21 protein-coding genes are annotated in these 23,161 nt (G+C 71.2%); 14 read left to right on the top strand and 7 right to left on the bottom strand.

Annotated elements, in window-relative coordinates; translation table 11 throughout:
• Window positions 1-16: 16 nt before the first annotated feature.
• From ACIQF0_RS14785 to ACIQF0_RS14750, 8 genes are all read left to right on the top strand, one after another.
• Window positions 17-1,834 (top strand): sigma-70 family RNA polymerase sigma factor, encoded by a 1,818-nt coding sequence (locus ACIQF0_RS14785; RefSeq protein WP_401029454.1) that lies wholly within the window; start codon window positions 17-19, stop codon window positions 1,832-1,834.
• 25 nt (window positions 1,835-1,859) lie between these two features.
• On the top strand, window positions 1,860-2,651 hold the full coding sequence (locus ACIQF0_RS14780; RefSeq protein ID WP_401029451.1) for a lipoyl protein ligase domain-containing protein: 792 nt from the start codon (window positions 1,860-1,862) through the stop codon (window positions 2,649-2,651).
• 5 nt (window positions 2,652-2,656) lie between these two features.
• Window positions 2,657-3,433: a polyprenyl diphosphate synthase gene (gene uppS / locus ACIQF0_RS14775; protein WP_401029448.1), complete on the top strand. Its 777-nt coding sequence runs from the start codon at window positions 2,657-2,659 to the stop codon at window positions 3,431-3,433.
• A gap of 34 nt (window positions 3,434-3,467) precedes the next feature.
• Complete coding sequence (gene ppk2 / locus ACIQF0_RS14770) at window positions 3,468-4,418, top strand: polyphosphate kinase 2 (protein ID WP_401029445.1); 951 nt, start codon at window positions 3,468-3,470, stop codon at window positions 4,416-4,418.
• A 74-nt stretch (window positions 4,419-4,492) separates the two neighbouring features.
• Window positions 4,493-5,098, top strand: a complete 606-nt coding sequence (locus tag ACIQF0_RS14765; RefSeq protein WP_401029442.1) for a hypothetical protein — start codon at window positions 4,493-4,495, stop codon at window positions 5,096-5,098.
• A gap of 319 nt (window positions 5,099-5,417) precedes the next feature.
• Window positions 5,418-5,783, top strand: coding sequence for a hypothetical protein (locus ACIQF0_RS14760; protein WP_401029439.1), 366 nt, complete (start codon window positions 5,418-5,420; stop codon window positions 5,781-5,783).
• 24 nt (window positions 5,784-5,807) lie between these two features.
• On the top strand, window positions 5,808-6,518 hold the full coding sequence (locus tag ACIQF0_RS14755; RefSeq protein ID WP_401029436.1) for a type 1 glutamine amidotransferase domain-containing protein: 711 nt from the start codon (window positions 5,808-5,810) through the stop codon (window positions 6,516-6,518).
• A 187-nt stretch (window positions 6,519-6,705) separates the two neighbouring features.
• Window positions 6,706-7,878: a putative glycoside hydrolase gene (locus ACIQF0_RS14750; RefSeq protein ID WP_401029433.1), complete on the top strand. Its 1,173-nt coding sequence runs from the start codon at window positions 6,706-6,708 to the stop codon at window positions 7,876-7,878.
• Between the two features lie 2 nt (window positions 7,879-7,880).
• On the opposite strand, the gene ACIQF0_RS14745 is transcribed toward ACIQF0_RS14750, so the two are convergent.
• Window positions 7,881-8,471, bottom strand: coding sequence for a TetR/AcrR family transcriptional regulator (locus tag ACIQF0_RS14745; RefSeq protein WP_401029430.1), 591 nt, complete (start codon window positions 8,469-8,471; stop codon window positions 7,881-7,883).
• A gap of 63 nt (window positions 8,472-8,534) precedes the next feature.
• Here ACIQF0_RS14745 and ACIQF0_RS14740 point away from each other — a divergent pair, with 63 nt between their 5' ends.
• On the top strand, window positions 8,535-9,938 hold the full coding sequence (locus ACIQF0_RS14740) for an aldehyde dehydrogenase family protein (RefSeq protein WP_401029427.1): 1,404 nt from the start codon (window positions 8,535-8,537) through the stop codon (window positions 9,936-9,938).
• Here ACIQF0_RS14740 and ACIQF0_RS14735 read toward each other — a convergent pair.
• Both ACIQF0_RS14735 and ACIQF0_RS14730 read right to left on the bottom strand, forming a co-directional pair.
• Window positions 9,889-10,461, bottom strand: a complete 573-nt coding sequence (locus ACIQF0_RS14735) for a GNAT family N-acetyltransferase (protein ID WP_401029424.1) — start codon at window positions 10,459-10,461, stop codon at window positions 9,889-9,891. The genes ACIQF0_RS14740 and ACIQF0_RS14735 overlap by 50 nt on opposite strands.
• Window positions 10,461-11,015, bottom strand: coding sequence for a CGNR zinc finger domain-containing protein (locus ACIQF0_RS14730; RefSeq protein ID WP_401029421.1), 555 nt, complete (start codon window positions 11,013-11,015; stop codon window positions 10,461-10,463). The genes ACIQF0_RS14735 and ACIQF0_RS14730 overlap by 1 nt, the downstream gene beginning before the upstream one ends.
• 83 nt (window positions 11,016-11,098) lie before the next feature.
• Between ACIQF0_RS14730 and ACIQF0_RS14725 the strand changes: the two genes are divergently transcribed.
• A complete protein-coding gene (locus tag ACIQF0_RS14725; protein ID WP_360038674.1) occupies window positions 11,099-12,037 on the top strand; it encodes an EamA family transporter in 939 nt (312 codons plus the stop codon).
• On the opposite strand, the gene ACIQF0_RS14720 is transcribed toward ACIQF0_RS14725, so the two are convergent.
• Window positions 12,034-13,062 carry an AraC family transcriptional regulator gene (locus ACIQF0_RS14720; RefSeq protein ID WP_401029417.1) on the bottom strand — a complete coding sequence of 343 codons (1,029 nt, stop codon included), beginning with the start codon at window positions 13,060-13,062 and terminating at the stop codon, window positions 12,034-12,036. The genes ACIQF0_RS14725 and ACIQF0_RS14720 overlap by 4 nt on opposite strands.
• A gap of 71 nt (window positions 13,063-13,133) precedes the next feature.
• Here ACIQF0_RS14720 and ACIQF0_RS14715 point away from each other — a divergent pair, with 71 nt between their 5' ends.
• From ACIQF0_RS14715 to ACIQF0_RS14700, 4 genes are read left to right on the top strand one after another with little or no spacing between them, the layout of a single operon-like run.
• Entirely contained in the window at window positions 13,134-14,576 is a 1,443-nt protein-coding gene (locus ACIQF0_RS14715) for a flavin-containing monooxygenase (RefSeq protein ID WP_401029414.1), read from the top strand.
• Between the two features lie 3 nt (window positions 14,577-14,579).
• Window positions 14,580-16,223: a GMC oxidoreductase gene (locus ACIQF0_RS14710; RefSeq protein WP_401029411.1), complete on the top strand. Its 1,644-nt coding sequence runs from the start codon at window positions 14,580-14,582 to the stop codon at window positions 16,221-16,223.
• Window positions 16,213-16,815 (top strand): acetoacetate decarboxylase family protein, encoded by a 603-nt coding sequence (locus ACIQF0_RS14705; RefSeq protein ID WP_401029408.1) that lies wholly within the window; start codon window positions 16,213-16,215, stop codon window positions 16,813-16,815. Before ACIQF0_RS14710 ends, ACIQF0_RS14705 begins: the two co-directional genes overlap by 11 nt.
• A 50-nt stretch (window positions 16,816-16,865) precedes the next feature.
• A complete protein-coding gene (locus tag ACIQF0_RS14700; RefSeq protein ID WP_401029405.1) occupies window positions 16,866-17,762 on the top strand; it encodes an alpha/beta hydrolase family protein in 897 nt (298 codons plus the stop codon).
• Between the two features lie 38 nt (window positions 17,763-17,800).
• Here ACIQF0_RS14700 and ACIQF0_RS14695 read toward each other — a convergent pair whose 3' ends face one another.
• From ACIQF0_RS14695 to ACIQF0_RS14685, 3 genes are all read right to left on the bottom strand, one after another.
• Entirely contained in the window at window positions 17,801-19,744 is a 1,944-nt protein-coding gene (locus tag ACIQF0_RS14695; protein ID WP_401029402.1) for a tachylectin-related carbohydrate-binding protein, read from the bottom strand.
• Window positions 19,745-19,827: 83 nt separating this feature from the next.
• On the bottom strand, window positions 19,828-22,290 hold the full coding sequence (locus ACIQF0_RS14690) for an ABC transporter permease (protein WP_401029399.1): 2,463 nt from the start codon (window positions 22,288-22,290) through the stop codon (window positions 19,828-19,830).
• The gene (locus ACIQF0_RS14685) at window positions 22,290-23,036 is read right to left on the bottom strand and encodes an ABC transporter ATP-binding protein (protein ID WP_401029396.1); all 747 of its coding nucleotides are present in this window, start codon (window positions 23,034-23,036) and stop codon (window positions 22,290-22,292) included. The genes ACIQF0_RS14690 and ACIQF0_RS14685 overlap by 1 nt, the downstream gene beginning before the upstream one ends.
• Window positions 23,037-23,161: the final 125 nt, after the last annotated feature.

Genomic DNA, 23,161 nt, shown 5'->3' with positions numbered 1-23,161 from the left:
GGCAAGTGAGGTGGGCATGGCAGCACCGGAGGAACCCGGCGTCGCGACGGTGGTGGCCGCGCGCGACGGCGACCAGCGCGCGTTGGACGACCTGGTGAGCGGGTACCTGCCCCTGGTCTACAACATCGTCGGGCACGCGCTCGGCGGTCACGCGGACACCGACGACGTGGTCCAGGAGACCATGTTGCGCGCCGTGCACGGGCTGCCAGGGCTGCGCGATCCCGCCGGGTTCCGGTCGTGGCTCGTCGTGATCGCGATGAACCAGATCCGCCTGCGGCACCGCGAAAGTCAGCGCGTGCCGGTCACCGGTCCGGTCCCGCAGGACGTCGCCGACCCCGGCGCGGACTTCGTCGACCTCACGATCATGCGCCTGCAGCTGTCCGGGCAGCGCCGCGAGGTCGTCGCGGCCACGCGGTGGCTCAGCGAGGACGAGCGCGAGCTGCTGTCGCTGTGGTGGCTGGAGGCGGCCGGGCGGCTGACCCGCACGGAGGTAGCCGACGCGCTGGAACTGACCCCGCAGCACACCGCCGTGCGGGTGCAGCGGGTCAAGGCCCAGCTCGACGCCGCGCGCATCGTCGTGCGGACGCTGGAACGCACGCCGCGCTGTCCCGACCTGGCCGAGGTCGTCGCCGAGTGGGACGGCGCCGCCAGCCCGTTGTGGCGCAAGCGGATCGCCCGGCACAGCCGGGAGTGCGTCCGCTGTGAGCGGTGCGGGTACGACCTGGCTGCGGTCGAAGGGCTGCTCGCCCGGCTGCCGCTGGTACCGCTGCCCGCCGCGTTCGGTTTCGGGTTCGAGCCGTCCACGCTCGTCGTCTCCCCGGTCAGTGCGACCCCGGCCACCGGCGGCAAGATCGGCCTGTTCCTCAAGGGCACGCTGGCCAAGTCGATCGCGGCCGCGGCGGCCACGGTTCTGATCGCAGGGGTTGTGGTCGCCGTGCTGCCGTCCGGCGAGGAACCGGTCGCACGGGCGATCCCGGCCGTCACCCAGACCACGTCCACACCACCGCCTCCCACCAGCGCTCCCCCGTCGTCGACCTCCTCCTCCGCGCCACCCTCGACGTCGACGGCCGTGCAGCCCCCACCGCCCGCCGTTCCCGTCACGGCGTCGGTGAAGAAGGGCGTCAGCACCTGGAACTTCGACGGCGTCGGCAAGGCGCTCACGGACGTCCGCGCGGGCTGGTACTACAACTGGGCGGCGCAGACCGACGGCATCGCGACGCCGCCGAACGTCGAGTTCGTGCCGATGATCTGGGGCACGAAGTTCACCGACGACGCGACCCTCGCCCGCGCCAAGGCGAACGGCAAGGTGCTGCTCGGGTTCAACGAGCCCGACTTCCCCGAGCAGGCGAACATGACCCCGGAACAGGCACTGGACCTGTGGCCGAAGCTCGCGGCGACCGGTCTGCGGCTCGGCAGCCCCGCCGTCGCGCACAGCGGGGACAAGGCGGGCGGCTGGCTCGACCGGTTCATGACCGGCGCCGCCCAGCGCGGACTGCGCGTCGACTTCATCGCGGTGCACTGGTACGGCTCGGACTTCAGCGACGCCGCCGTCGGTCACCTGAAGAACTACCTCGAGGCGGTGCACGCGCGGTACGGCAAACCCGTGTGGCTCACCGAGTACGCGCTCATCGACTTCTCGGGCGGCACGGCGCGCTTTCCCACCCAGGCCCAGCTCGCGGCGTTCGCCCGCGGCTCCAGCGCAATGATGGAGGGCCTCCCGTACGTCGAGCGCTACGCCTGGTTCGCGCTGCCCGCAGAGAAGCCCGGCACCGGCCTCTACGCCCCTGGCGGCACCCCGAACGAGGCAGGCAAGGCGTACCGCGAGGCGGGCTGAGCAGGTCGTGGTCGAGAATCACGGCGTGACCTCACGTCTGCTGGTCTCCGGGAGCACCGGAGGCGCCGTCACCGAACTGGTGATCCCGGCACTGCTGCTGCGCACACCCAACGCGGCGTGGTCGCAGCTCGTCCACATCTACGTGCCGCAAAGCCCGACCGTCGCGTTCAGCGGCCGTGACCTCCGCTCGCCCGGCATCACCAAAGCCACCGAGCTGGCCCTTGAAGCCGGTTTCGAGCCGGTGGTCCGGTCGCCGGGCGGGCGGATGGTCGCCTACGACAGCGGCGCCGTCGTGATCGACCACCTCGACGCCACCACGGACATCCGCCAGGCCGGCCGCTCGACCTTCGCCGCGAACGCCGACAGCCACGTCCGGGTGCTGCGCGAACTCGGCGACGTCGACGCGCGCATCGGTGAGGTGGACGGCGAGTACTGCCCCGGCGAGTTCAGCATCAACGTCGAGGGCGACACGAAGGTCGTGGGGTCGGCGCAGCGCGTCACCGCCACCGGTTCCCTGTTCAGCACGGTCGTGCAGGTCGCCGTCTCGGACCGGGTGCGCGCGGTGATCACGGACGTGTCGGAGGCGCTCGGCTACGACCTGCGGCAGAGCTCCATCGCGGGCCTGGCCGACTACGCCCCCGCGCTGACCGCCGACGAGGTCGCCGCGGCGTTCGTGACGGACTACCGCGACCGGCTCGACATGACAGACGGACAGCTGCCCGCCGAGATCGTGGCGCACGCGTCGACCGCCACGCCGGACGGCACGTCGCCCTTCCACGTCGACGACTGGACGCGGGCGCACCCAGTGCTAGCTTGAGTTGGGTGAAGATCATTCGCGACGTGCTGCAGGATCTCTACACCCGCCGGCTCCGCAGGCAGCTGCGACACGCGCCGCTGCCACGACACGTCGGAATGATCATGGACGGCAACCGGCGCTGGGCCAGGCAGGCAGGCCTGGCCCACGCGAGCCTGGGCCATCAGCACGGCGCCGAGCACGTGCAGGACGTCATGGGCTGGTGCGAGGACATCGGCGTCCACCACATGACCGTGTACCTCGCGTCGGCCGACAACCTGCACAAACGCGACGACGACGAGACCCGGTTCCTCCTGGACGTCATCGAGCGGATCGTGGTCCGCAGGGCCGTCGAGTCGGACCGCTGGCAGGTCCACGTCGCCGGCCGCCTGGACCTGCTCCCGGACTCCACCAGGAACGCGCTCAAGCTCGCCGTCGAGGACACCCGGGACCGTGACGCGGAGTTCCACCTGACCATGGCCGTGGGCTACGACGGCCGTCACGAACTGGTCGACGCGGTGCGCTCCCTGCTCGACGACAAGGCCACCACCGGGACGAGCCTCGAGGAACTGGCCTCGACACTGACCGCGGACGACATCTCGCGGCACCTGCACGGCACCGGGCGGCCCGATCCCGACCTGGTGATCCGCACCAGCGGCGAGGTGCGCATGTCCGGTTTCCTGCTGTGGCAGGCGGCCTACGCGGAGCTGTACTTCTGCGACGTCCACTGGCCCGGCTTCCGCCACCTCGACTTCCTGCGCGCGCTGCGCTCGTACGCCGCCAGGCACCGCCGCCGCGCCGCGTAGTTTCACCGGCGTTACGTCGGGTATGTACGAATTCGTGACTGTCGATTCCGCAGAACTGCTCGCCGAGGGCTACACCGCCGAGTTCCCGGACGCCGACGAGCCCGTCCTGCGCGACGCGCACGGACGCGAGGTGCTCACCTGGCGGGAGAACTACCCGTTCACCGAACGGATGCCCCGCCCCGAGTACGAGCGGCTCAAGCGGCTGCTGCAGATCGAGTTGCTGAAGCTGCAGCACTGGGTCGCCGAGACCGGGCAGCGCCTCGTCATCCTCTTCGAGGGGCGCGACGCCGCCGGCAAGGGCGGCACCATCAAGCGGTTCACCGAACACCTCGACCCTCGCGGCGCGCGCACGGTCGCCCTCGACAAGCCGGGCGAACGGGAACGCGGCGAGTGGTACTTCCAGCGCTACGTCCGTGAGCTGCCCACCGCCGGAGAGATCGTTCTGTTCGACCGGTCCTGGTACAACCGCGCCGTCGTCGAGCACGTCATGGGGTACTGCACCAAGGCCGAGTACGACCTGTTCATGCAGCAGGCGCCGGAGTTCGAACGCATGCTCGTCGAGGACGGCGTGCTGCTGGTGAAGCTGTGGTTCTCGGTGTCGCGCCAGGAACAACGGACCCGGTTCGTCATCCGCCAGATCGACCCGGTGCGGCAGTGGAAGCTCAGCCCCAACGACATCAAGTCGCTGGACCGCTGGGACGACTACACCGAGGCCAAGGTCGCCATGTTCCGCTCCACGGACACCGAGATCGCGCCGTGGACGGTGGTCAAGAGCAACGACAAGAAACGGGCCCGCGTCGAGGCCATGCGCAGCGTTCTCGCCCGCTTCGACTACGCCGACAAGGACTCCGGCGTGATCGGCACCCCGGACGTGCGCGTCGTCGGCGCCGCCGCGACGTTGCTGGAGGAGGGCGAGGACGACACCGCGCTCAGCCCCACCCCCATCGCCCCCCACGCGGAGCACGGCCCGGGACTTCATCCCTGACTGGGGGCAGCCCCACCACGACGACTCGGGTCCGCCCCAGTGATCATCAGCGCCGGCGCCGGTTGACTGCCCGCATGACCTCACCGTTGTCCAGGCGCACCGCCCTGCGCGGCGCCGCCATCGCCGCCGCGGCCACCGTCGTCACTCCGGCCGCCTCGCAGGCCGCCGATTCTCGAGGCGAGGAAGTCCGCGACTCTTTCACCGTGCGCGACAACCGGGGCCGGCAACGGCTGCTCGCGGACACGAGGCGCCCGCCCGTGCTCATCGGCGGCAAGGTGATCCCGGCCGAGCAGCGCCAGGGACCCGAGCGCGGCACCTACCTGATCTTCAACGACGAGAACGGCGACGAACGCGGCGGCGTCGTCGCCGGGGCCTCGGCGGCCAGCTTCTCGCTGGACTACGTCAACGCGCAGGCACTCACGCTCGGCACCACGTGGCAGGGCGAGCACGGCGCGACCGCGTTGTTCTTCAAGCAGATGCCGGACCCCCGGTCGCCCGTCGAGCAGACCCCGCCGATGCCGACCAGGGTCGAGCTGGTCTGGTCCACGGCGGACGGAGCGGTGCTCGCGCTCAACGACTCGAAGGGCCGGCCTCGCATCGTGATCTCGGTCGACGCACAGGACGTCCCGAGCATTCGCGTGCTGGACGACCACGGCGCCGTGATCACCAGCCTGCCCTGACCCAGGGTGAGGCGGGTGACGCCGGAGTGCTGGTTCTGCGGGCGGACCGCCCACCACCGGGGGCACGACCGCGCCATCGGGTTCCACAAGAACGTCGACACCGGCCTCACCCGCTGGGTCGTGGTGATCCGCACGAGGTGGCAGAGCGACGTCGTGCTCGTGCCGCGCTGCGCCCGCTGCCACACCGGCCACATGATCGAACAGCTCGCCCTGGTGCTCGCCATCGCCGCGGTGATCGCCTACGCCGCCAGCGGTCAACTGGACGACCTGCTGGGAATCACGTCCGGCGAGAAGCGCGGCGATGGCGATCTGAGCGGCGGTGGCGTTGCTGCCCGCCGCCGGGTGGATCGCGATCCGGCAGGCCTGGTTGCCGTTCGGCAGGCTCGCACCTCGCCGCCTGCGGTACGCCCGGCAGCACCCGGACGTCGTGCGGCACCGGGAGGACGGCTGGCGGTTCCGGCCAGGACCGTTCCCCTACCGGGGGTTTCCCGAGGGAACGGTTCCGCTGCCGCCGTCCCAACGGATCCGGCGGATCGGCGGCGTCGTCCTGACGGTGCTCGCCGTCGCCTGCTTCGTCGCGACCGTCGTCATCTACTTCCGGGGCAGCAACGAACTGGCCGGAGGGTTTCTGGCGGCCACGGCCGGCCTCGGCTTCCTCGCGACGAAGGTGAACCCCGAGGCCTGAACCGGCGGGTGGCAGGATCAGCCCATGCGCGTGCTGCTTCCCTTGCCCGACCAGGACTTCGACGTCACCGAGGTGGCGGTGCCGTGGCGGGTGCTCACCGACGCCGGGCACGAGGTCGTCTTCGCGACCGAACGCGGTGGCACCGCGCCGCGGGCCGATCCGTTGCTGCTGAGCGGTGTCGTGTTCGGCAAGCTCGGCGCCGAGCCCGAGCCGAAGGCGTTCTACCGCGACCTGCTCGACTCGCCTGCCTACCGCGCGCCGCTCGCGTGGGGGTCGGTGGTGCCGGAGGAGTTCGACGGGCTGGTGCTGCCCGGCGGGCACGCGCCCGGCATGCGCCAGTACCTCGGGTCCGTGGAACTCCAGAAGGTCGTCGCGCGGTTCTGGGCGTTGCGACGGCCGGTCGGCGCGATCTGTCACGGCGTGCTCGTGCTCGCCCGCGCCGGGGTGCTGGCAGGGCGCCGCACCACCTGCCTGCCGAAGTACATGGAACGGGCCGCGTACTTCTCGACGGCGTGGCTGCGCGGGCGGTACTACCGGACCTATCCCGCGTACGTGCAGGACGAGGTCGTGGCGTCGGGCGCGGTGTTCGAGCGCGGGCCGGTCGAGCTGAGCAGGCGCGGCACCGCCACCGACGACGGGCCCGCGTTCGTGGTGCGGGACGGCGACTACGTGTCGGCGCGCTGGCCGGGCGACGCGTACCTGTTCGCGAGGACGTTCGCCGAACTCCTCGGCTGACGGTCACCCGTCCAGGTCGGACGGTCGTACGCACGGTGTCATTTCTTCACCACTTCGCACCGCAACAGGTGATTTCCAGCTTCAGCGACACCCCCGCGTCTCGGAACGGGTACTCCACCCGCAGATCTTCCGAGCGGGAGGAACAATGCTGGAGAAAGCAGGCAAAGTACGGGGAATTCTGCCGATAGTGGCACTGCTCTTCGGTCTCACCGCCCCCACGGGCGAGGCCGCACCCGTGGCACGCACCCAGTCGTTCTGGCTGCACCTCAACAGCACGCCGGTGGACGACGCCACGATCGCCACCGAGGCCAAACGCCGCGCGCACGTCGTGCTGAACGCGTGGGAGGGCGATCTCCTGCGCAAGCTCAAAGCCGCGAACCCCAAGGTCAGGGTGTACGTCTACAAAGACCTCTCGTCCACCCGCTCCTACGCGTGCAAGCAGGGCAGGGACGACGCCGAACTGCCCACCGGACTGGGTTATTGCGCCGTCCGCGCGTCCAATCCGGACTGGTTCCTCAAAGGACCGGACGGAGAGGAACTCTCCTACGCCGGCTACGAGGGCCACGAACAGATGGACGTCGGAAGTCCCGGCTACCGCAAAGCCTGGGTCAGCAGCGTCGTGACGAGCGCCAAATCCACGGGGTTCGACGGCGTGTTCCTCGACAACGCTCTGTACACGTGCGACGCCCACCATCCCGGCGTGTGCCCGGCGAAGTATCCGGACAACGCGTCGTTCCAGGAGGCCTACAAGGGCATGCTCGCCGAGATCCGGACCGGCTTCACGGCCGCGGGACTGCTCTCGGTCGCCAACCTGACCAACGCGCGCCTGCACGCGGGCGGCTGGGAGGCGTACGGCGCCTACCTCGACGGCGGGTTCGACGAGTGGTGGCTGACGTTCTCCAGCGACAGGCTGCTGGAGGACTACCCGGAGGGCTGGCGCAGGCAGGTCGCCGAGATCGCCGCCAACGAGACGAGCGGCAAGATGACCTGGGTGCAGCCGCACTTCGACGCGGGCGACACGAAGGCCTTCCGGTACGCGCTGGCCAGCCTGTTCATGACCACCAACGGGCACGCCTCGATCGCCGAGATCGCCAAGACCGACGGCTACGCGGGCCCGGCGCCGTGGCACCCCGAGTACGACTGGAACCTCGGGCACCCGGCCGGCGCCTACCGGGCGATCGCGGACAAGGTCTACCGCAGGGACTTCACCTGCGGCATGGCACTGGTCAACGCCAACCCGACCGGAAGCCCCGAGACCGCGGTCTCGCTCAACCGCACCTACCAGGACCACGACGGCAAGTCCGTCACCTCGGTCAGCCTGCCCGGCACCACCGGCGTGCTGCTGCGGGCGAACTGCTGAGGTCAGGCCCCGGTGATCACGGCGAGCAGCATGCGGAGCTCGGCTTCGGCGGCGTGCGGGGCGTCGGTCTGGATGAAGACCGATCGGGCCAGGGCGGTGCCGATCAGCACGAGCGTGAGGACGTCGATCTGCGCGGCGTCGATGCTCCCGGCCACCTCCCCTCGGCGGGCGGCTGCGGCGATGAGGGCGGTCAGCTGCTCGCGAACCGCGAGGTAGACGTCGTCGTGCAGGATCTGCCGCAGTTCCGGGTCGTGCGCGGCCTGGCCCATCAGCGACAGCAGCGCGGGGCCGGTGGCCGCTTCGAGAATCCTGCGCTTGCGCGCCAGGAGCTCCCGGACGTCGCCTTCGAGGGCACCGGTGTCGATCCCGCTCAGTTCGGCCTGGGTGATGTGCCGGGCCACGGCTCCGGCGAGTGCCTGCTTGGACGGCCAGCGGCGGTAGAGGGACGCGGTGGAGGCGCCGGCCCGCCGGGCGACCTCGGTGGTCGTGAACGCGGCCCAGCCCGACTCGTTCAGGACCTCGATCGCCGCGGTGATCAGGGCCGCGTCCACCCTCGGGTCCTTCGGGCGCCCCTGCGCGGCCTTCGTCGTCACCCGGTCCACTGTACCGGTCGAGAAACGAAAAGGATCTGTTTCGGAATGCGCTAGGGTGGGGGCATGCCCACGACGACAGGTGCCATCCCCGCGCTCGTGTCCGACGCACGCAAGGTCTTCGAGTCCGGCGCCACCCGCTCCCCGGCCGCCGCTCTCCAGGCGTTGCGCGCGCTGGTCACCGAGAACCAGCAGGAGTTCGAGGCCGCCCTGTGGAGCGACCTGCACAAGGGCGCCGGCGAGGCGCAGCTGACCGAGATCGGCGTGGTGCTGGCGGAGATCAACCACACACTGCGCCACCTGCGGAGGTGGACCCGTTCCCGGCGCGGCCCGGTGCCACTCGCGCTGTGGCCGGCGCGGGCGCGGCTGGTGTCCGAACCGCTCGGCGTGGTGCTGGTGATCGCTCCGTGGAACTACCCGATGCAACTCCTGCTCGACCCGCTCGTCGGCATCCTGGCCGCGGGCAACACGGCCGTCCTCAAGCCGAGCGAGCTGGCACCGGCTACGTCCGCGCTGATCGCGAGGCTCGTACCCGCGTACTTCCCCGACGGCGCCGTGCGCGTGGTCGAGGGCGGCGTCGAGGAGACAACCGAACTCCTGGCCCAGCGGTTCGACCACATCGTCTTCACCGGCAGTGGCGCGGTGGGCCGGATCGTGATGCGGGCCGCGGCCGAGCACCTGACTCCGGTGACGCTGGAACTGGGCGGCAAGTCGCCGGCCTGGTTCGACGACGACGCCCACCTCGACCAGGCCGCACGCCGCCTGATGTGGGCGAAGTTCACCAACGCCGGCCAGACCTGCGTCGCCCCCGACTACGTGATGACCACGCCGGACCGCGTCCCCGCGCTCGTCGAGGCGTTCCGCAGGGCGATCGAGGACCTGTGGGGCTCCGATCCGCGGACGAGCGAGAACTACGGCCGCATCGTCAACGAGCGGCAGTTCGATCGTCTCGTGTCCCTCCTGGACGGCACGGACGTCGTGGTCGGCGGCGAGCACGACCGTTCCGAGCGGTACATCGCACCCACGGTCGTCGTCACCGAAGGCCGTGCCGTCGGTCCGGACGCGACTCATCCGGTGCTGCGGGAGGAGATCTTCGGCCCGATCCTGCCGATCGTCGCGGTCGAGTCGGCCGAGCGGGCGATCGACGTCGTCAACGACTGGGACAAGCCGCTCGCGCTGTACGTGTTCAGCTCGTCGGCCCGCACCCGCCGCCTGTTCGAGCAGCGAACGTCGTCGGGCGCGGTGGTCCACGACGCGGGCCTGATCCACGTGGCCGCGACCGGCCTGCCGTTCGGCGGGGTCGGCGCCAGCGGGATCGGCGCCTACCACGGGCCCTACTCGTGGCGTGCCTTCTCGCACCTCAAGCCTGTGCTGCGCAAGCCGCTCGCGCTCGACACGCTCCGCCTGGCCCAGCCACCGTTCACCGGCCTGGGCGCGCGCCTCGCCCAACGCCTGATGCGCCGGGGCTGACGTCGGTCCGCAGGCGGGCGTGCAGGTGCATGTCGTGCCAGCCGTCCGCGTGCCGTCCGGAGCCCCGCAACGTCCCCTCGGCCGGGAACCCGAGCTTGGCGGCCACGCGGCACGACGCCGCGTTGGCCGTCGAGTGCTCCAGCGAAACCCGGTGCAGGCCAAGGGTTTCGAACGCCCAGTCGGTCAGGGCCCGTGCGGCGCGAGCGGCGATCCCGGCGCCGCGGGCTTCCAGCAACACCCAGTAGGACAGGGCCGCCGACGCTTCGTGCAGCGAGAGGTTCCGCAGACCGGCCTGGCCGACCGGTTCGTCGTCGCGGCTGATCGCCCAGCTGGCGGCCGTCCCGTCGTCCCAGCGCGCCGGCCAGCCCGCGATCCAGTCACGGGCTTCGTCGCGCGTGTCCATGCGCCGCACGTGCCACCGTTGGATTTCGGGGCAGCTGAAGGCTTTCAGCACGGCGTCGGCGTCGCTTTCCCGCCACGGCCGCAAAATCAGCCTGTCGCCGACGTCGATGTCCGGTTGCATCAGCGACCATCCGCCTTGCGCTCGCGGAACGCGATCATGTTCATCCGGTTGCCGCACCGCACGCTGCAGAACCGCTTGAGGCCGTTGCGGGACAGGTCGAGCAGGAGGCCTTCGCAGTCGTCTGCCGCGCAGACCCGCAGGCGGTCCGTCTCGTTCATTCGGATCACGTCGATGAGGGCGAGCGCGGCCTCCACCCGCATCCGTTCGGCGAGCGGCGAGCTGGGCTCGGTGGCGTGCATGTGCCAGTCGAGATCGTCGTGCCGCACGAGGTGGGGCAGTGCCTTGGCGTCGCGCAGCATCTTGTTGACGGCTTCGACAGCGTCGTCGCGCTCGAGTGACCACACGCGCCTGAGCAGCGCACGGGTCCGATGGACGTCCTTCAACTCCACCTCGTCGCCGTCGATGCGGCCCGTGTAGTGGAACTGGCCGAGCAGCACCTGCAACTGCGCGACGGTGCCGAGCTCGTCCTCGCTGGTCCGCGACGCTGACGGGTCGGTGTTGCACAGCGCTACGACGAACGCCAGCGACTCCTCCGTGTCAGGGGCAAAACGCAAATTGACTCCTTACCAAGACCGGCCTAGCGTCAGGGGTATCAGCCAGATTAGGCCATGACATCGTTCGGCGCCGGGAGGCAACCATGGGGAGTCCGTCGAAGTCCACCGGCCTGATCGCGGCCGCGGTCTCGTTCATCTCGTTCGGCACCTCTGGCGCGTTCGTCAAACCCCTGCTGGAGGCCGGCTGGTCCCCCGCCGCCGCCGTCACGGCCCGTGCGCTCACCGCCGGGCTGGTGCTGCTGCCGTTCGTGATCGTCCTGATGCGCGGCAGATGGGCCCTGTTGTGGCAGGCCCGGTGGCCGGTGCTGGGCATGGGCCTGGTCGGCGTCGCGATCACCCAGGTCCTCTACTTCGCTGCCATCCAGCGGATCCCGGTCGCGACGGCGCTGCTCATCGAGTTCCTCGCGCCGCTCATCCTGGTCGGCTTCACCTGGGCGGTCAGCAGGAAGACGCCCGCGCCCGTCGTCCTGGTCGGCTCCGTGCTCGCGGTCGGCGGTCTCGTGCTCGTGATCGGCCCCGGCGCGATCCAGGCCGTGGACCCGATCGGCCTCGCGGCCGCGTTCGGTGCCGCGATCGGCTGCTCTGTCTACTTCGTGGTCGCCGCACGCCCCAACAACGGCCTGCCGCCGGTGGCGCTGGCCGGGGCCGGACTGCTGCTGGCCGCGCCCGTACTGGCCATCGTGGGCGCGACGGGTCTGCTGCCGTTCACCGCCACGTTCGGCGACGTGCCCCTGTTCGGCACTCCCACGGCCTGGTGGGTGCCGCTGCTCGTCGTCGCGGTCGTCGGCACGGCGCTGGCCTACGCGAGCGGCATCACCGCCTCGGGAATCCTCGGGTCGCGGCTCGCGTCGTTCATCGCCCTGCTGGAGGTCGTCTCGGCCTCGCTGTTCGCCTGGCTCCTGCTGGGTGAGGGGCTCGCGCCGTTGCAGCTGCTCGGTGGCCTGCTGATCCTCGGCGGCATCGCGTCGGTCCGGGCCGAACGGCAGAAGGTGGAGCCCGTCGTCGCACCGGCGATGGTCTAACGACGTGGCCGGCCGTACCTGCTCGGCGTCACCCCGAACCAGCGCCGGAACGCGTGGATGAAGCTCGCGGCCTCGGCGAAACCGAGCTGGTCGGCGACCGCCTCGACCGACATCTCGCCGCGCGCGAGAAGCCGGACCGCCCGCTTCGCCCGGACCTCGTCCAGCAGCGCCTGGTAGCTCGTGCCGGACGTCGCCAGCCGGCGGCGCAGGGTGCGCGGACTGATGCCCAGCGCACGGGCCACGACGGGCATCGTCTCCTGGAACCTCACCGAGGACTCGAGCAGCCGCCGCACTTCCTGGGAGACCCCGGGGCTTTCCCGGCGGCGGGTGGCGAGCGTGCGGCACTGCTCCTCGCACGCCGCCGTCGTCTCCGGACTCGCCAGCCGGAGCGCCTCGGTCAGCACGGCGACGTCCACAACGGACTGGTCGGTGTCCGCCCCGAACCGCGGGCGGACACCGAAGACCTCCTGGTGCTCGCGCACGTCCTCGGGTGGTGCGTGCGTGAAGTCGACGCCCAGCACCGGCACGGCACCGGTCATCAGCTCCCCCACGACCGTGTGGATCGCGGCGAGGTCCCGTTCGACGAGGAATGCGGCCACGTCGCCCGGCACCGCGCCGGCGTCGAGCGCCAGCACCAGCCGGTCGCCGTCGATCACGGCGGACGGCGCGGTGAACGCGAAGCTGAGATCGAGGTAACGCAGGGCGGTGGTGATCGCGTCCTGCAGGGTCGCCGCGCTGAGGAACGCGTAGCCCAGCACGCCGAACGTCGTGGCGTGATAACGCCGTCCGACGGCCACGCCCGCGTGCGGCAGCCGGGTGGCGAGGTTGCGCACGACCGTGAGCTCCTGGTGCGCCTCGATCTCGGCGACCGGGTCGGCGAGCAGGGCCGGGTCGATGTCGCTGCCCTGGAGCAGGCCGTCCAGCGGCACCCCGTGCTCGGCGCCGAAGCGCACCAGGAGCGCGACGCTCGCGATGCCGCGCGGGAAGTCCCAGTGCCGGACGACCGGCTCGGCCAACGACGTCATGGCCGCGATTGTCAACTTCGCGGCCGGTGTTGTCCTGGTGCGAACGGGTGGTTGTTCCTAGCTTCGGTGAGGTGACAGCGAACCCCGAGGTGGTCGTCATCGGTGCCGGATTCGGCGGGCTGGGCGTGGCGTTGTCCTTGCGCAGAGCCGGGTTCGAGCGGTTCACCGTGCTGGAGCGGGCGACCGAGGTCGGCGGGGTGTGGCGGGACAACACCTATCCGGGCGCGGCGTGCGACGTGCCGTCGTCGCTCTACTCGTACTCCTTCGCTCCCAGCACCTCGTGGCCGCGCCGGTACGCGACGCAGCCCGACATCCTGCGCTACCTGCGCGACACCGCGGCCGTGGTGCGCGACCGGATCAGGTTCGGCGCGGAGGTGGTGGCCGCGACGTTCGACGAGTCGCGACACCGGTGGAGCGTCGCTCTGGCGGACGGCGATGTCGTCGAGGCCGACGTGCTGGTCTGCGCGTCCGGGCAGCTCACCACGCCGTCGATCCCGGCGCTGCCCGGACTCGGCCGCTTCGCCGGGGAGGTGTTCCACAGCGCCCGCTGGCGGCACGACGTCGACCTGCGGGGCAGGCGGGTGGCCGTGGTCGGCACGGGTGCGAGCGCGGCGCAGTTCGTGCCGGAGATCGCGCCTCTCGCCGGGCACCTGACGGTCTTCCAGCGGTCGGCCCCGCACGTGCTGCCGAAACCCGACGCCCGGTTGTCCGGCCGATCGCACCCCACGCGACTGCGGGCCGCCCGAGCCGGTGTGTGGCTGACCGGCGAACTCCTGACCGGCCTGCTCACCGCCGGACGGCTCTCGCGCCACCTGGTCTCGGCCGTCGCGGCGACGCACCGGCGGTTCCAGGTTCGCGACACCGCACTGAGGGCGGCACTGCGGCCGGACACTCAGCCCGGCTGCAAGCGGGTGCTGTTCAGCAACGACTGGTACCCGGCTCTCACCAGGCAGAACGTCGGCGTGGTGGCCGAGCGGGTCACCGAGGTCACCGAGCACGGCCTGCGCACCGCCGACGGCCGCGACCACCCCGCGGACGTGCTGATCTGGGGCACCGGGTTCGCGGTCTCCGGCTTCGGGACGGCGGTGCGGATCACCGGCAGGAACGGCAGGAGCCTCACCGAGGCGTGGGGCGGACGCCCGCGGGCCCACCTGGGCCTCACCGTGCCTGGTTTCCCGAACCTCTTCCTGATCTACGGCCCGAACACCAACCTCGGGGGCAACTCGGTGATCACCATGATCGAGGCGCAGTGCCGGTACGTGGTGTCCGCGGTGCGCCACCTCGCGGAGACCGGTGCGGCGACGCTGGAGGTGCGGCGCGACGTCGCGGCGGCGTTCGACGAGGAGATGACCGCCAGGCTGACCAAGAGCGTGTGGAGCACGTGCTCGTCGTGGTACCGGACGGACGACGGCACGATCACGACCAACTGGCCCGGCGGCACCCTGGAGTACCTGCGCCGCACCCGTCTGCGGCCGTCGGACCACGAACCGGCCCGCACGGCCGCGGAGGTGTGACCCGTGGACTACGACGTGCTGGTGATCGGGTCGGGGTTCGGCGGCGCGGTGACCGCGTTGCGGCTGACCGAGAAGGGCTACCGCGTCGGCGTGCTGGAGGCCGGGCGGCGCTTCGCGGACGACGAGTTCCCGGAGACGTCCTGGCAGGTGCGCGACTACCTGTTCGCCCCACGCCTCGGCTGCACCGGCATCCAGCGGATCACCCCGCTGCGCGACGTCGCCGTGCTCAGCGGCGCGGGCGTCGGTGGCGGATCACTGGTGTACGCCAACACCCTGTACCGGCCACCGCCGCCCTTCTTCCGCGACCCCCGGTGGGGCCACATCACCGACTGGGAGGACGAACTGGCACCGCACTACGACCAGGCGGCCAGAATGCTAGGTGTGGTCGACAACCCGTGCCGGACCGCCGGCGACCGGCTCCTGCGCGACGTGGCGACGGATCTCGGTGTCGGGGCGACGTTCCGGTCCTCCCGCGTGGGAGTCCACTTCGGACCGAGCGGCGCGGACCCCTACTTCGGCGGCGCCGGTCCGCGGCGGGGCACCTGCGTCGGTTGTGGCGCGTGCATGACCGGGTGCCGGCACAACGCGAAGAACACGCTGCCGAAGAACTACCTGCACCTGGCCGAATGGGCCGGTGCGCAGGTGTGGCCGTTGACCACGGTCGTCGACGTGCGGCCTCACCTGCACGGATATCGGGTCGTGGCGCGGCGCACCGGAGGAAGGGCGACGCGCACGTTCACCAGCAGTCAGGTCGTGTTCGCGGCGGCGTCGCTGGGCACGCAACGCCTGCTGCACCGCATCCGCGATCGCGGCGGGCTGCCGAACCTGTCGTCCCGGCTCGGTTTCCTGTGCCGCACCAACTCCGAGGCCGTGGTGGCGGTGAGGGTGCCCGGCGGGCAGGTGGACAACTCCCGCGGCCTCGCCATCACCTCGTCGATCCACCCGGACGCGGACACGCACGTCGAGGTGGTCCGGTACGGCAGGGGCAGCAACCTGATGGGGTTGCTCATGACGACGCTCGTCGACGGTGGCCCGGCGAGGTTGCGCCGCGGCCTCGCCCAGCTGGTGCGGGAACGCGGCTCGGTGCTGCGGATGCACACTCCCCGCGCGTGGTCGGAGGAGACGATCGCGTTGCTGGTGATGCAAAGCCTCGACAACTCGCTCACGACCGTGTGGCGACGCGGGCGGATGACCACGAGACAGGGTGAGGGCGCGCCGAACCCGTCCTGGATCCCACCAGGGCACGACGTGGCGCGGCGGCTCGCGGCCAAGGCGGGCGGCGCCGCCAGAGGAGCGTGGACCGACCTCGTGAACATCCCGCTGACCGGCCACCTCATCGGCGGCTGCGTGATCGGCGACTCCCCCGCGACCGGCGTGGTCGACCCGTACCAGCGGGTGTACGGCTGCCCCGGCCTGCACGTCGTGGACGGGTCGGCGATTCCCGCCAACCTCGGTGTGAACCCGGCGCTGACCATCACCGCGCTGGCGGAACGGGCGATGTCGTTGTGGCCCAACAAGGGCGAGCCCGATCCACGCCCGGAGCCCGGTGCCGCGTACCGGCGCGTGGCCGCCGTGGCACCGCGGAGCCCGGCCGTTCCGCACACCGCGCCCGGTGCGCTGCGCCAGGAGGTGTCCGATGTCGAGTGAGTGGCCCGCTGAACCGTGGGACCTGCACGGGCGGGGCTGGCTCACCGTGTGGACGGCACCACGTTCGGCGATCTCCCTGCCATCTCCGGACGTGGTGCCGTTGACCCTGTTCGGCCGCGTCGTCGTGGTGTCGGCGTTCGTCGACTACCAGCCGCCCGGTGTGCTGGCCTACCACGAGCTGATGGCCGCGGTCCTGGTGCGCCGCAAGGCTCGTCCCGGTCTGTCCATTCTGGACATCTGGGTGGACGACACCACGTCCCAGCGGGGCGCGCGGGCGATGTGGGCGATCCCGAAGCTGCTGGCGGACTTCACCTTCTCCACCGAACCGCTCGCCGCGACAGCGCACGACGACGAGCTCATCGCCGCCGCGGACGAGACCCGCCGGTCGTCACGAAGGTTTCCCGTCCGGCTGACCACCTCGGTCTGGCAGTCCGGCGGCAAGCGCACCGAACTGCGCACCTCCGCCAGGGCCGGCCTGACCCGGTTGCGGTGGCGGATCACGCCGGGCAGCGGACTCGGCTGGCTGAACGCGGCCAAGCCGCGGCTGCACCTGTACGTCACCGACCTGCACATGCGATTCGGCTCACCCTGACGACGCGGCACCACAAGTGCCGCGCGGACCGATATCACGAGGAGCAGCTCATGCGAGTTCTCGCGATCACGCTCGCCCTGATGGCCTCCACCCTGGCCACGCCGGCAGCGTTAGCCGCGCCACCGGACTACGGCCTGCCCGGCTCGCTTCCGGTGGCGTACAGCGATGTCACGGCCGTCGCGGGCGGCAGGTCCGTCCCGGCGCGGGTGCACTACCCGGCGACGGCGGCGGGCGTGAACCAGCCGGTCGCCACCGGCAGGTTCCCCGCGATCGCGTTCGGGCACGGCTTCTTCCAGGCCACGTCGAAGTACACCAGCACGAGCAACCACCTGGCGTCGTGGGGCTTCGTCGTCGTGGTGCCCACCACCCAGGGCGGCCTGAGCCCCAGCCACAGCGCCTTCGCCGACGACCTCAACACCGGACTCACCTGGCTCGTCGCGCAGGACGGCACCGCGGGTTCCCGCTTCCAGAACCACATCACCACAACGGCGTTGGGTGTCTCGGGGCATTCCATGGGCGGAGGCGCCGCCGTTCTCGCGGCCGCGCGCAACCCGAAGATCACGGCGATCTCGACCTACGCGGCGGCGGAGACGAACCCGTCCGCGAAGGCGGCGGCGGCCACCCTGAAGGCACCCGCGCAGTTCCTCGCCGGTTCGCAGGACACCATCACGCCGGTCGGCGAACACCAGCAGCCGATGTTCGCGGCGAAGGCACCGTCGAAGCAGCTCCGCACCGTCACCGGCGGGTTCCACTGCGGCTTCATGGACTCCTCGGGACTGTTCTGCGACAACGGTTCCGTCACCAGGGCGGCTCAGCTCGTCGCCGCCAAGCGGGTGCTCACCTCGTGGTTCCGCCACTACCTGGCGGGCGACGCGGCGGCCCGTGACTTCGTCTGGGGCCAGCCCGCCCGCACCGACGCGGCGGTGACCTTCGAGGGAACCGAGTAACCGAGAAGGAGGCCCCCAGACCTGGGGGCCTCCTCCGGTCAGGCCAGCTGCCTGCCGGTGAACCACGACAGTGGTGTGGCCGGATCCTGCGGGACCCCGGCGGCGAACCGCCAGTACGAGCCCGTGCCGGTCACGGCCACCACCGACAGGTACCCGGTGTCCATCCGCATGCTGGTCGGCTCGGTGAACTCGATGTTCAGCCCCTCGGCGCTCACCTGCTGCCACGGGTGGAACTCGGTGCCGTCCGCGGCGCCCTTCGACGTGGTCACGTAGACCTTGCCGGCGGCCGTCAGCGACACGGCGAGCCCTCCGTTCGGCAACACCACCGCGTCGACCTGGCTGCCCTCCAAGGCAGGCGAGCCGGGCAGTGCCGGCAAATTCGTCCTGGTCGGCTCGAAACCGGCGTGGTCAGGCCACTCCGGCAGCACGAAGACGCCTTCACCCGGTGCCCAGCTGACGTCGACGAGCAGGATGCGGCTCTGCGGGGTCGCCACGAGCTTCGGCCTCGGGCTCACGTAGTGGGGCAGCCGCCCCTGATCGACGGGCACGCCGTCTGCCCCGGTCCGGTACCAGCTGGTGAAGCCGCCGACGGTCCGTCCGACGATCGTCACCTCGTCGCCCCGGTTGATCACGCTCACCGTCTCCGTGTGGAGCCCGTCGCTGAACCGCTTCCACGCCAGGAAGTCACCGTTGGCGAGCTGCTCGCGGTAGTAGAGCTGGCCCTCCCACGGGCCGCCGTCGCTCGCCTTGTCGCCCATCGCGTAGACGACCAGGGTGCCGTCAGGGCGCCGTACCAGAGAGGGAGCGACCCTCATCGCGCCCTTGAGCGACTGGACCCGCCACCGGCCGTCGTTGCCCAGCGTCGTCAGCACGACGTCACCGCCCGGCCGCCGGGTGCTGCCGAACACCTCGGTGCCGGACTCGGCGCCGGGCACGACGTTCGAGGTGCCGGTGTACTCGCCGCTGAACGGCTCGAACGCCCAGTAACCGAAGCCGGTGTCGCGCAGGTCGGTGAGCTGGTTGTCGGGCAGCACCCGCACCAGGTGTGCGGCGCCCCTCGGGCTCACGTACGCGACCGGCATGGCGCTCTGGTCCTCGACCACCGGGTTCCGCGGGAACCAGTAGCCGTTCTGCCGGCAGTCCGAGGTGGTCGCCGTGATGTCGACGTCGGTGCCCCAGTCGTAGCCGATCACCGCACCGGTCGAGGTCCGCCAGCCGTCGCTGGAGTACTCCGAGTAGTCGTTCCACATCAGCTCACCGGAGCCGGGGCGCACGGTGTAGTAGATGTCGCCACCGGGAGAGAAGAGCTTGGTGCCCGTCTGCCACGTCAGGTTGTGCTGCCACGTCTCGTAGAGCGCGAACCGCTCGCTCACCCGGTCGTAGCGGAAGTGGTGCAGCACGCCGGAAGCGTCGCGCCCCTTGAGGCCGCCCTGACCACTGGCGGCGATGGCGGTGAACCGGCTCCAGCCCTTGTCGATCACGCGGCCGCTGTCCGGCGTCCACGCCCGCTGCTGCTGGTCGAAGAACCACCAGCGCAACTGGTCGCCCTCGAGTGTGTAGAGGGAGCCGTCCGAGTCGATCGTGATCTTGCCGCGGTTCGCCGTCTCGACGAACTTCTGCCAGCCCCAGCCGATGGTGTCGTACTGGCCGCCGCCGGGGAACGTGTCCCAGCCGCTGCCGTTGTACCTCAACCGGCGCAGCTCACCACCTGTGGTGATGTTGAACAGCCAGCCGTTCGGCCCGGCGAACGTCTTACCGCCCCAGCCCCAGCCGACCTGCCTGGCACCGGCCCAGGTGGCGGCCCCGGTGCTCGGTCCGGAGTGCTGGTAGAGCCACAGGTCACCGTCGGCCTGCATGGTGAAGACGTTCGACACCGCACCGCAGAGCCCGGCGGACGCCGTGCCCGCGCCGGAGGTCACCGCCGTGGCGACGCTCGCCGCCAACGCCACGGACAGCACGAACGGTCTCAGCTTCTTGCGCACGGTGAACTCCCCCAGGCGGTCCTTTGCGAACGGCAGGGAGCATACGACGCGGCACCGACAATTCCGACAAGTCGTGATCGGCGTCAACGATCGGACATGCCCGCGACGATCGACACCGAGGCCGCCCGCCGAGCCGGCAGCACCGCCGCGAGCACCCCGGCGACCGCGACGGCCACGAACAACGCCGCCAACTGTCCATACGGCACGGACACCGTCATCCGCAGGTCGTCGTCACGCGACACCGCCACGACGAGCAACGCCGCCGACGCCGCTCCGGCCACCGCACCCAGCACGGCGCCCGACAACGCGATCAGGATCGACTCGACGACGAGCATCCGCCGCAGCTGCGCGCGCGTGAAACCCAAGGCGCGCAACAAGGACGATTCCCTGGTGCGTTCGAACACGGACAACGTCATGGTGCTGGCGATGCCGAGCAACGCGGTCAGCATCGCGAGCCCGATCATCGCCCACACGAACGCGAGCAGCCGGTCGATCTGGGCGGTGAACTCGGCGCGGGTGTCGGCGAAACTGGTGATCTTCGCGGTCGGCACGGACTCGACGACCGAGTTCAGCACCGTCCTGCCGTCCACGCCGGGAGCCATCTTCACCGAGATCGTCTGCACGCCCTGTCCCGGCCACGTCGCCAGGTCGGCGTAGGCGTCCAGGCCCGGTCCGGACTTCGTGAGCGCCACCACGCGCAGGTCGTGCGAGACCGTGCCGACGGTCGAGGTGACCACCGTGCCCACGTCGGCGCGGAGCGAGCGCGCGACCTCCTCGGTCAGCGCGATGCCGTCGCCGCGCACCGCGGCCAGGTCCCCGCGCACCACCTCCGGGCGGATCAGCGTGCCCAGCGAGGACGGCGTCACCGCGGCCAGTCCGATCGTGAGCTTCCTGTCCCCCACCGCGACGACCAAGTGCTCCGTCCGTTCCGCACCGGCCGCCTCGACGCCTGGACGCGCCGTGACGCGGTCGAGCAGCGACGCGGGCAGCGGCCGGTCGTGCACCGCGCTGCTCACCTCGTAGTCGGCGGGGAACTGCTCGGCGAACGTGCTGTCCCTGGTGTCCCTCACGGAGGTCGCCAGCACCGTCAGCATGGACACCACCGCGACGCCGACCAGCAGCGCCGACATGGTGGCGGCGGTGCGGCGGGGGTTGCGCCCGGCGTTGCCCGCGGCCAGTGCGGCGGGGACCCCGAACAACGCACGGGGCACCGCGCCCAGCCCGCGGATCAGGGGTCCGACCAGCAACGGGCCCGCCGTCACCACGGCACCGAGCAGGAACAGGCCCGCGCCGATCGCGAACGCCATCGCGAGCTTCGGCCCCGACGACTGGGTCAGCGCCAGCACGGTGAACAGCGTGGCGATCGAGCCGAGGACCCCGGTCACGACGACGCGGGCGCGTCCGGTGCGCGACACCTCCTCGCGGCTGTCGACCTGCGTCCGCAGCACCTCCATCGGCGCGACCCTCGTCGCCCGGCGCGCCGGCAGCAACGCCGCCAGCAGCGTGACGCCGAGACCGACGGCGAACGCGGCGGCCACCGCCAGGCCGCTCACCGGCAGCCGCACGGGCGACGACCCCAGCACCGACTGCAGCGCGGCCGCCAGCCCCACGCCCACGGCCAGGCCGAGCACGGACGCGACCATCCCGATGACCGCCGCCTCGAGCAGCACCGAGCGGAAGACCTGCCCGCGTCCCGCGCCGATGCTGCGCAGCAGCCCCAGCTCACGGGTGCGCTGGGCGATCAGGATCGTGAAGGTGTTCATCACGACCATCGCCGCCACCACCAGCGCGACCACGGCGAACAGGCTCATCGCCATCGCGATGTCGTCTCCGCCCTGTGCAGCGAGCAGCATCCCCGTGTACGTCGCACCGGTGCTCACGTAGAAGTCTTGTCCCAGCGCCGTTTGCAGGCGTTCGACCAGCACGGACTGGTCCACTCCGGACGAACGCACGACCACGTGCGCGCCGTACGGGGGTTCGGCCGGGTCGACGAACCGTGCGATGCCGGGCAGCAGCAGCTCTGCCGTGCCGGGTCGTTCCGCCGTGCCCGTGTCGTAGACGCCGCTCACCGTGAACCGCTCCGGCGCCGAGTCCCGGCCGAGCAGCACGACCTCCGCGCCCACGCTCAGGTTCCGATCGCGGGCGGTCTGCTCGCTCACCGCGATCTGCCCGGCGGCGGGGAACGCGCCCCGCACCACCTCCTGCGCGCGCAACGACGGGTCGGCCGCCAGTTCCACCAGGTCGGCCTCGTCGGCACGGCCCTGCGCGCCCACGATCGGCACCGCGACGGTCTGCCGCAAAGCAGCGGCCGCGACCCCCTCGACGCGCGCGATCGCCGCGACGTCCAGGACCGCCTCGCGTTCCGGCTCGACCACCGCGTCGACGCCGCGCGCCGACCGCGCGAACTCATCGCGCAGGGTGGCCTGCAGGGCGTCGGCCAGCACCATCGTGCCGGACACGAACGCCACGCCGACCACGATGGCGATCGACGACAGCACCAGGCGCAGGAACCGCGCCCGGATTCCGGCCAGTGTCGTTCGCAGCATCACGCCCCCAACGTCGAGAGAGCGGCCAGCACGGACTCCTGCGTGGGCCAGTAGATCTCGCCCGCCACCCCGCCGTCGGCGAGCAGCACCACGCGGTCGGCGTAGGACGCGGCGATCGGGTCGTGGGTCACCATCACCACGGTCTGCCCCAGTTCGCTCACCGAGGCGCGCAGGAACGCCAGCACGTCCGCGCCGGTGCGGGAGTCGAGGTTGCCGGTCGGTTCGTCGGCGAACACCACGTCCGGCCTGCCGACCAACGCCCGTGCGCACGCCACGCGTTGCTGCTGGCCGCCGGACAGCTCACTCGGCTTGTGCCGCAGCCGGTCCCGCAGGCCGAGCATGTCGACGACCCGTGCGAACCACTCGCAGTCGGCGGTGCGGCCGGCCAGCCTCAGCGCGAGCAGGATGTTGTCCTCGGCCGTGAGCGTCGGCAGCAGGTTGAACGACTGGAACACGAAGCCGATCCGGTCCCGCCGCAGCCGGGTGAGCGCCTTGTCGCCCAGCGACGTCAGCTCGGTGCGGCCGAGGTGGACGGTCCCGGAGTCGGCGGTGTCCAGGCCTGCCAGGCAGTGCAGCAGCGTCGACTTCCCCGACCCGGACGGGCCCATGATCGCGGTGAGCTCCCCGGCGCGGAACTCCGCGCTCACCCCGTTCAACGCCCGCACCGCGGCCGGTCCGTTGCCGTACACCTTCACCAGTTCGTGGGACGAAACCGCCCCGCGAACCTCCACTGGGGACACTGTCATCGCACAGGCTCCGCTCTCTCCGGGATTCGAGCGGCCAGACGGCGACGCCGCCCGGCTGGGTTCTCCGGGAGCGGATTTGTGACGCACGCCACAGCGAGGTGAGAACCTCGCGCGCGACACCGACG

The sequence above is a fragment of the Lentzea sp. NPDC092896 genome (assembly GCF_044754905.1).
GTDB lineage: Bacteria > Actinomycetota > Actinomycetes > Mycobacteriales > Pseudonocardiaceae > Lentzea.
This window is presented reverse-complemented; position numbering and strand designations above follow the sequence as displayed.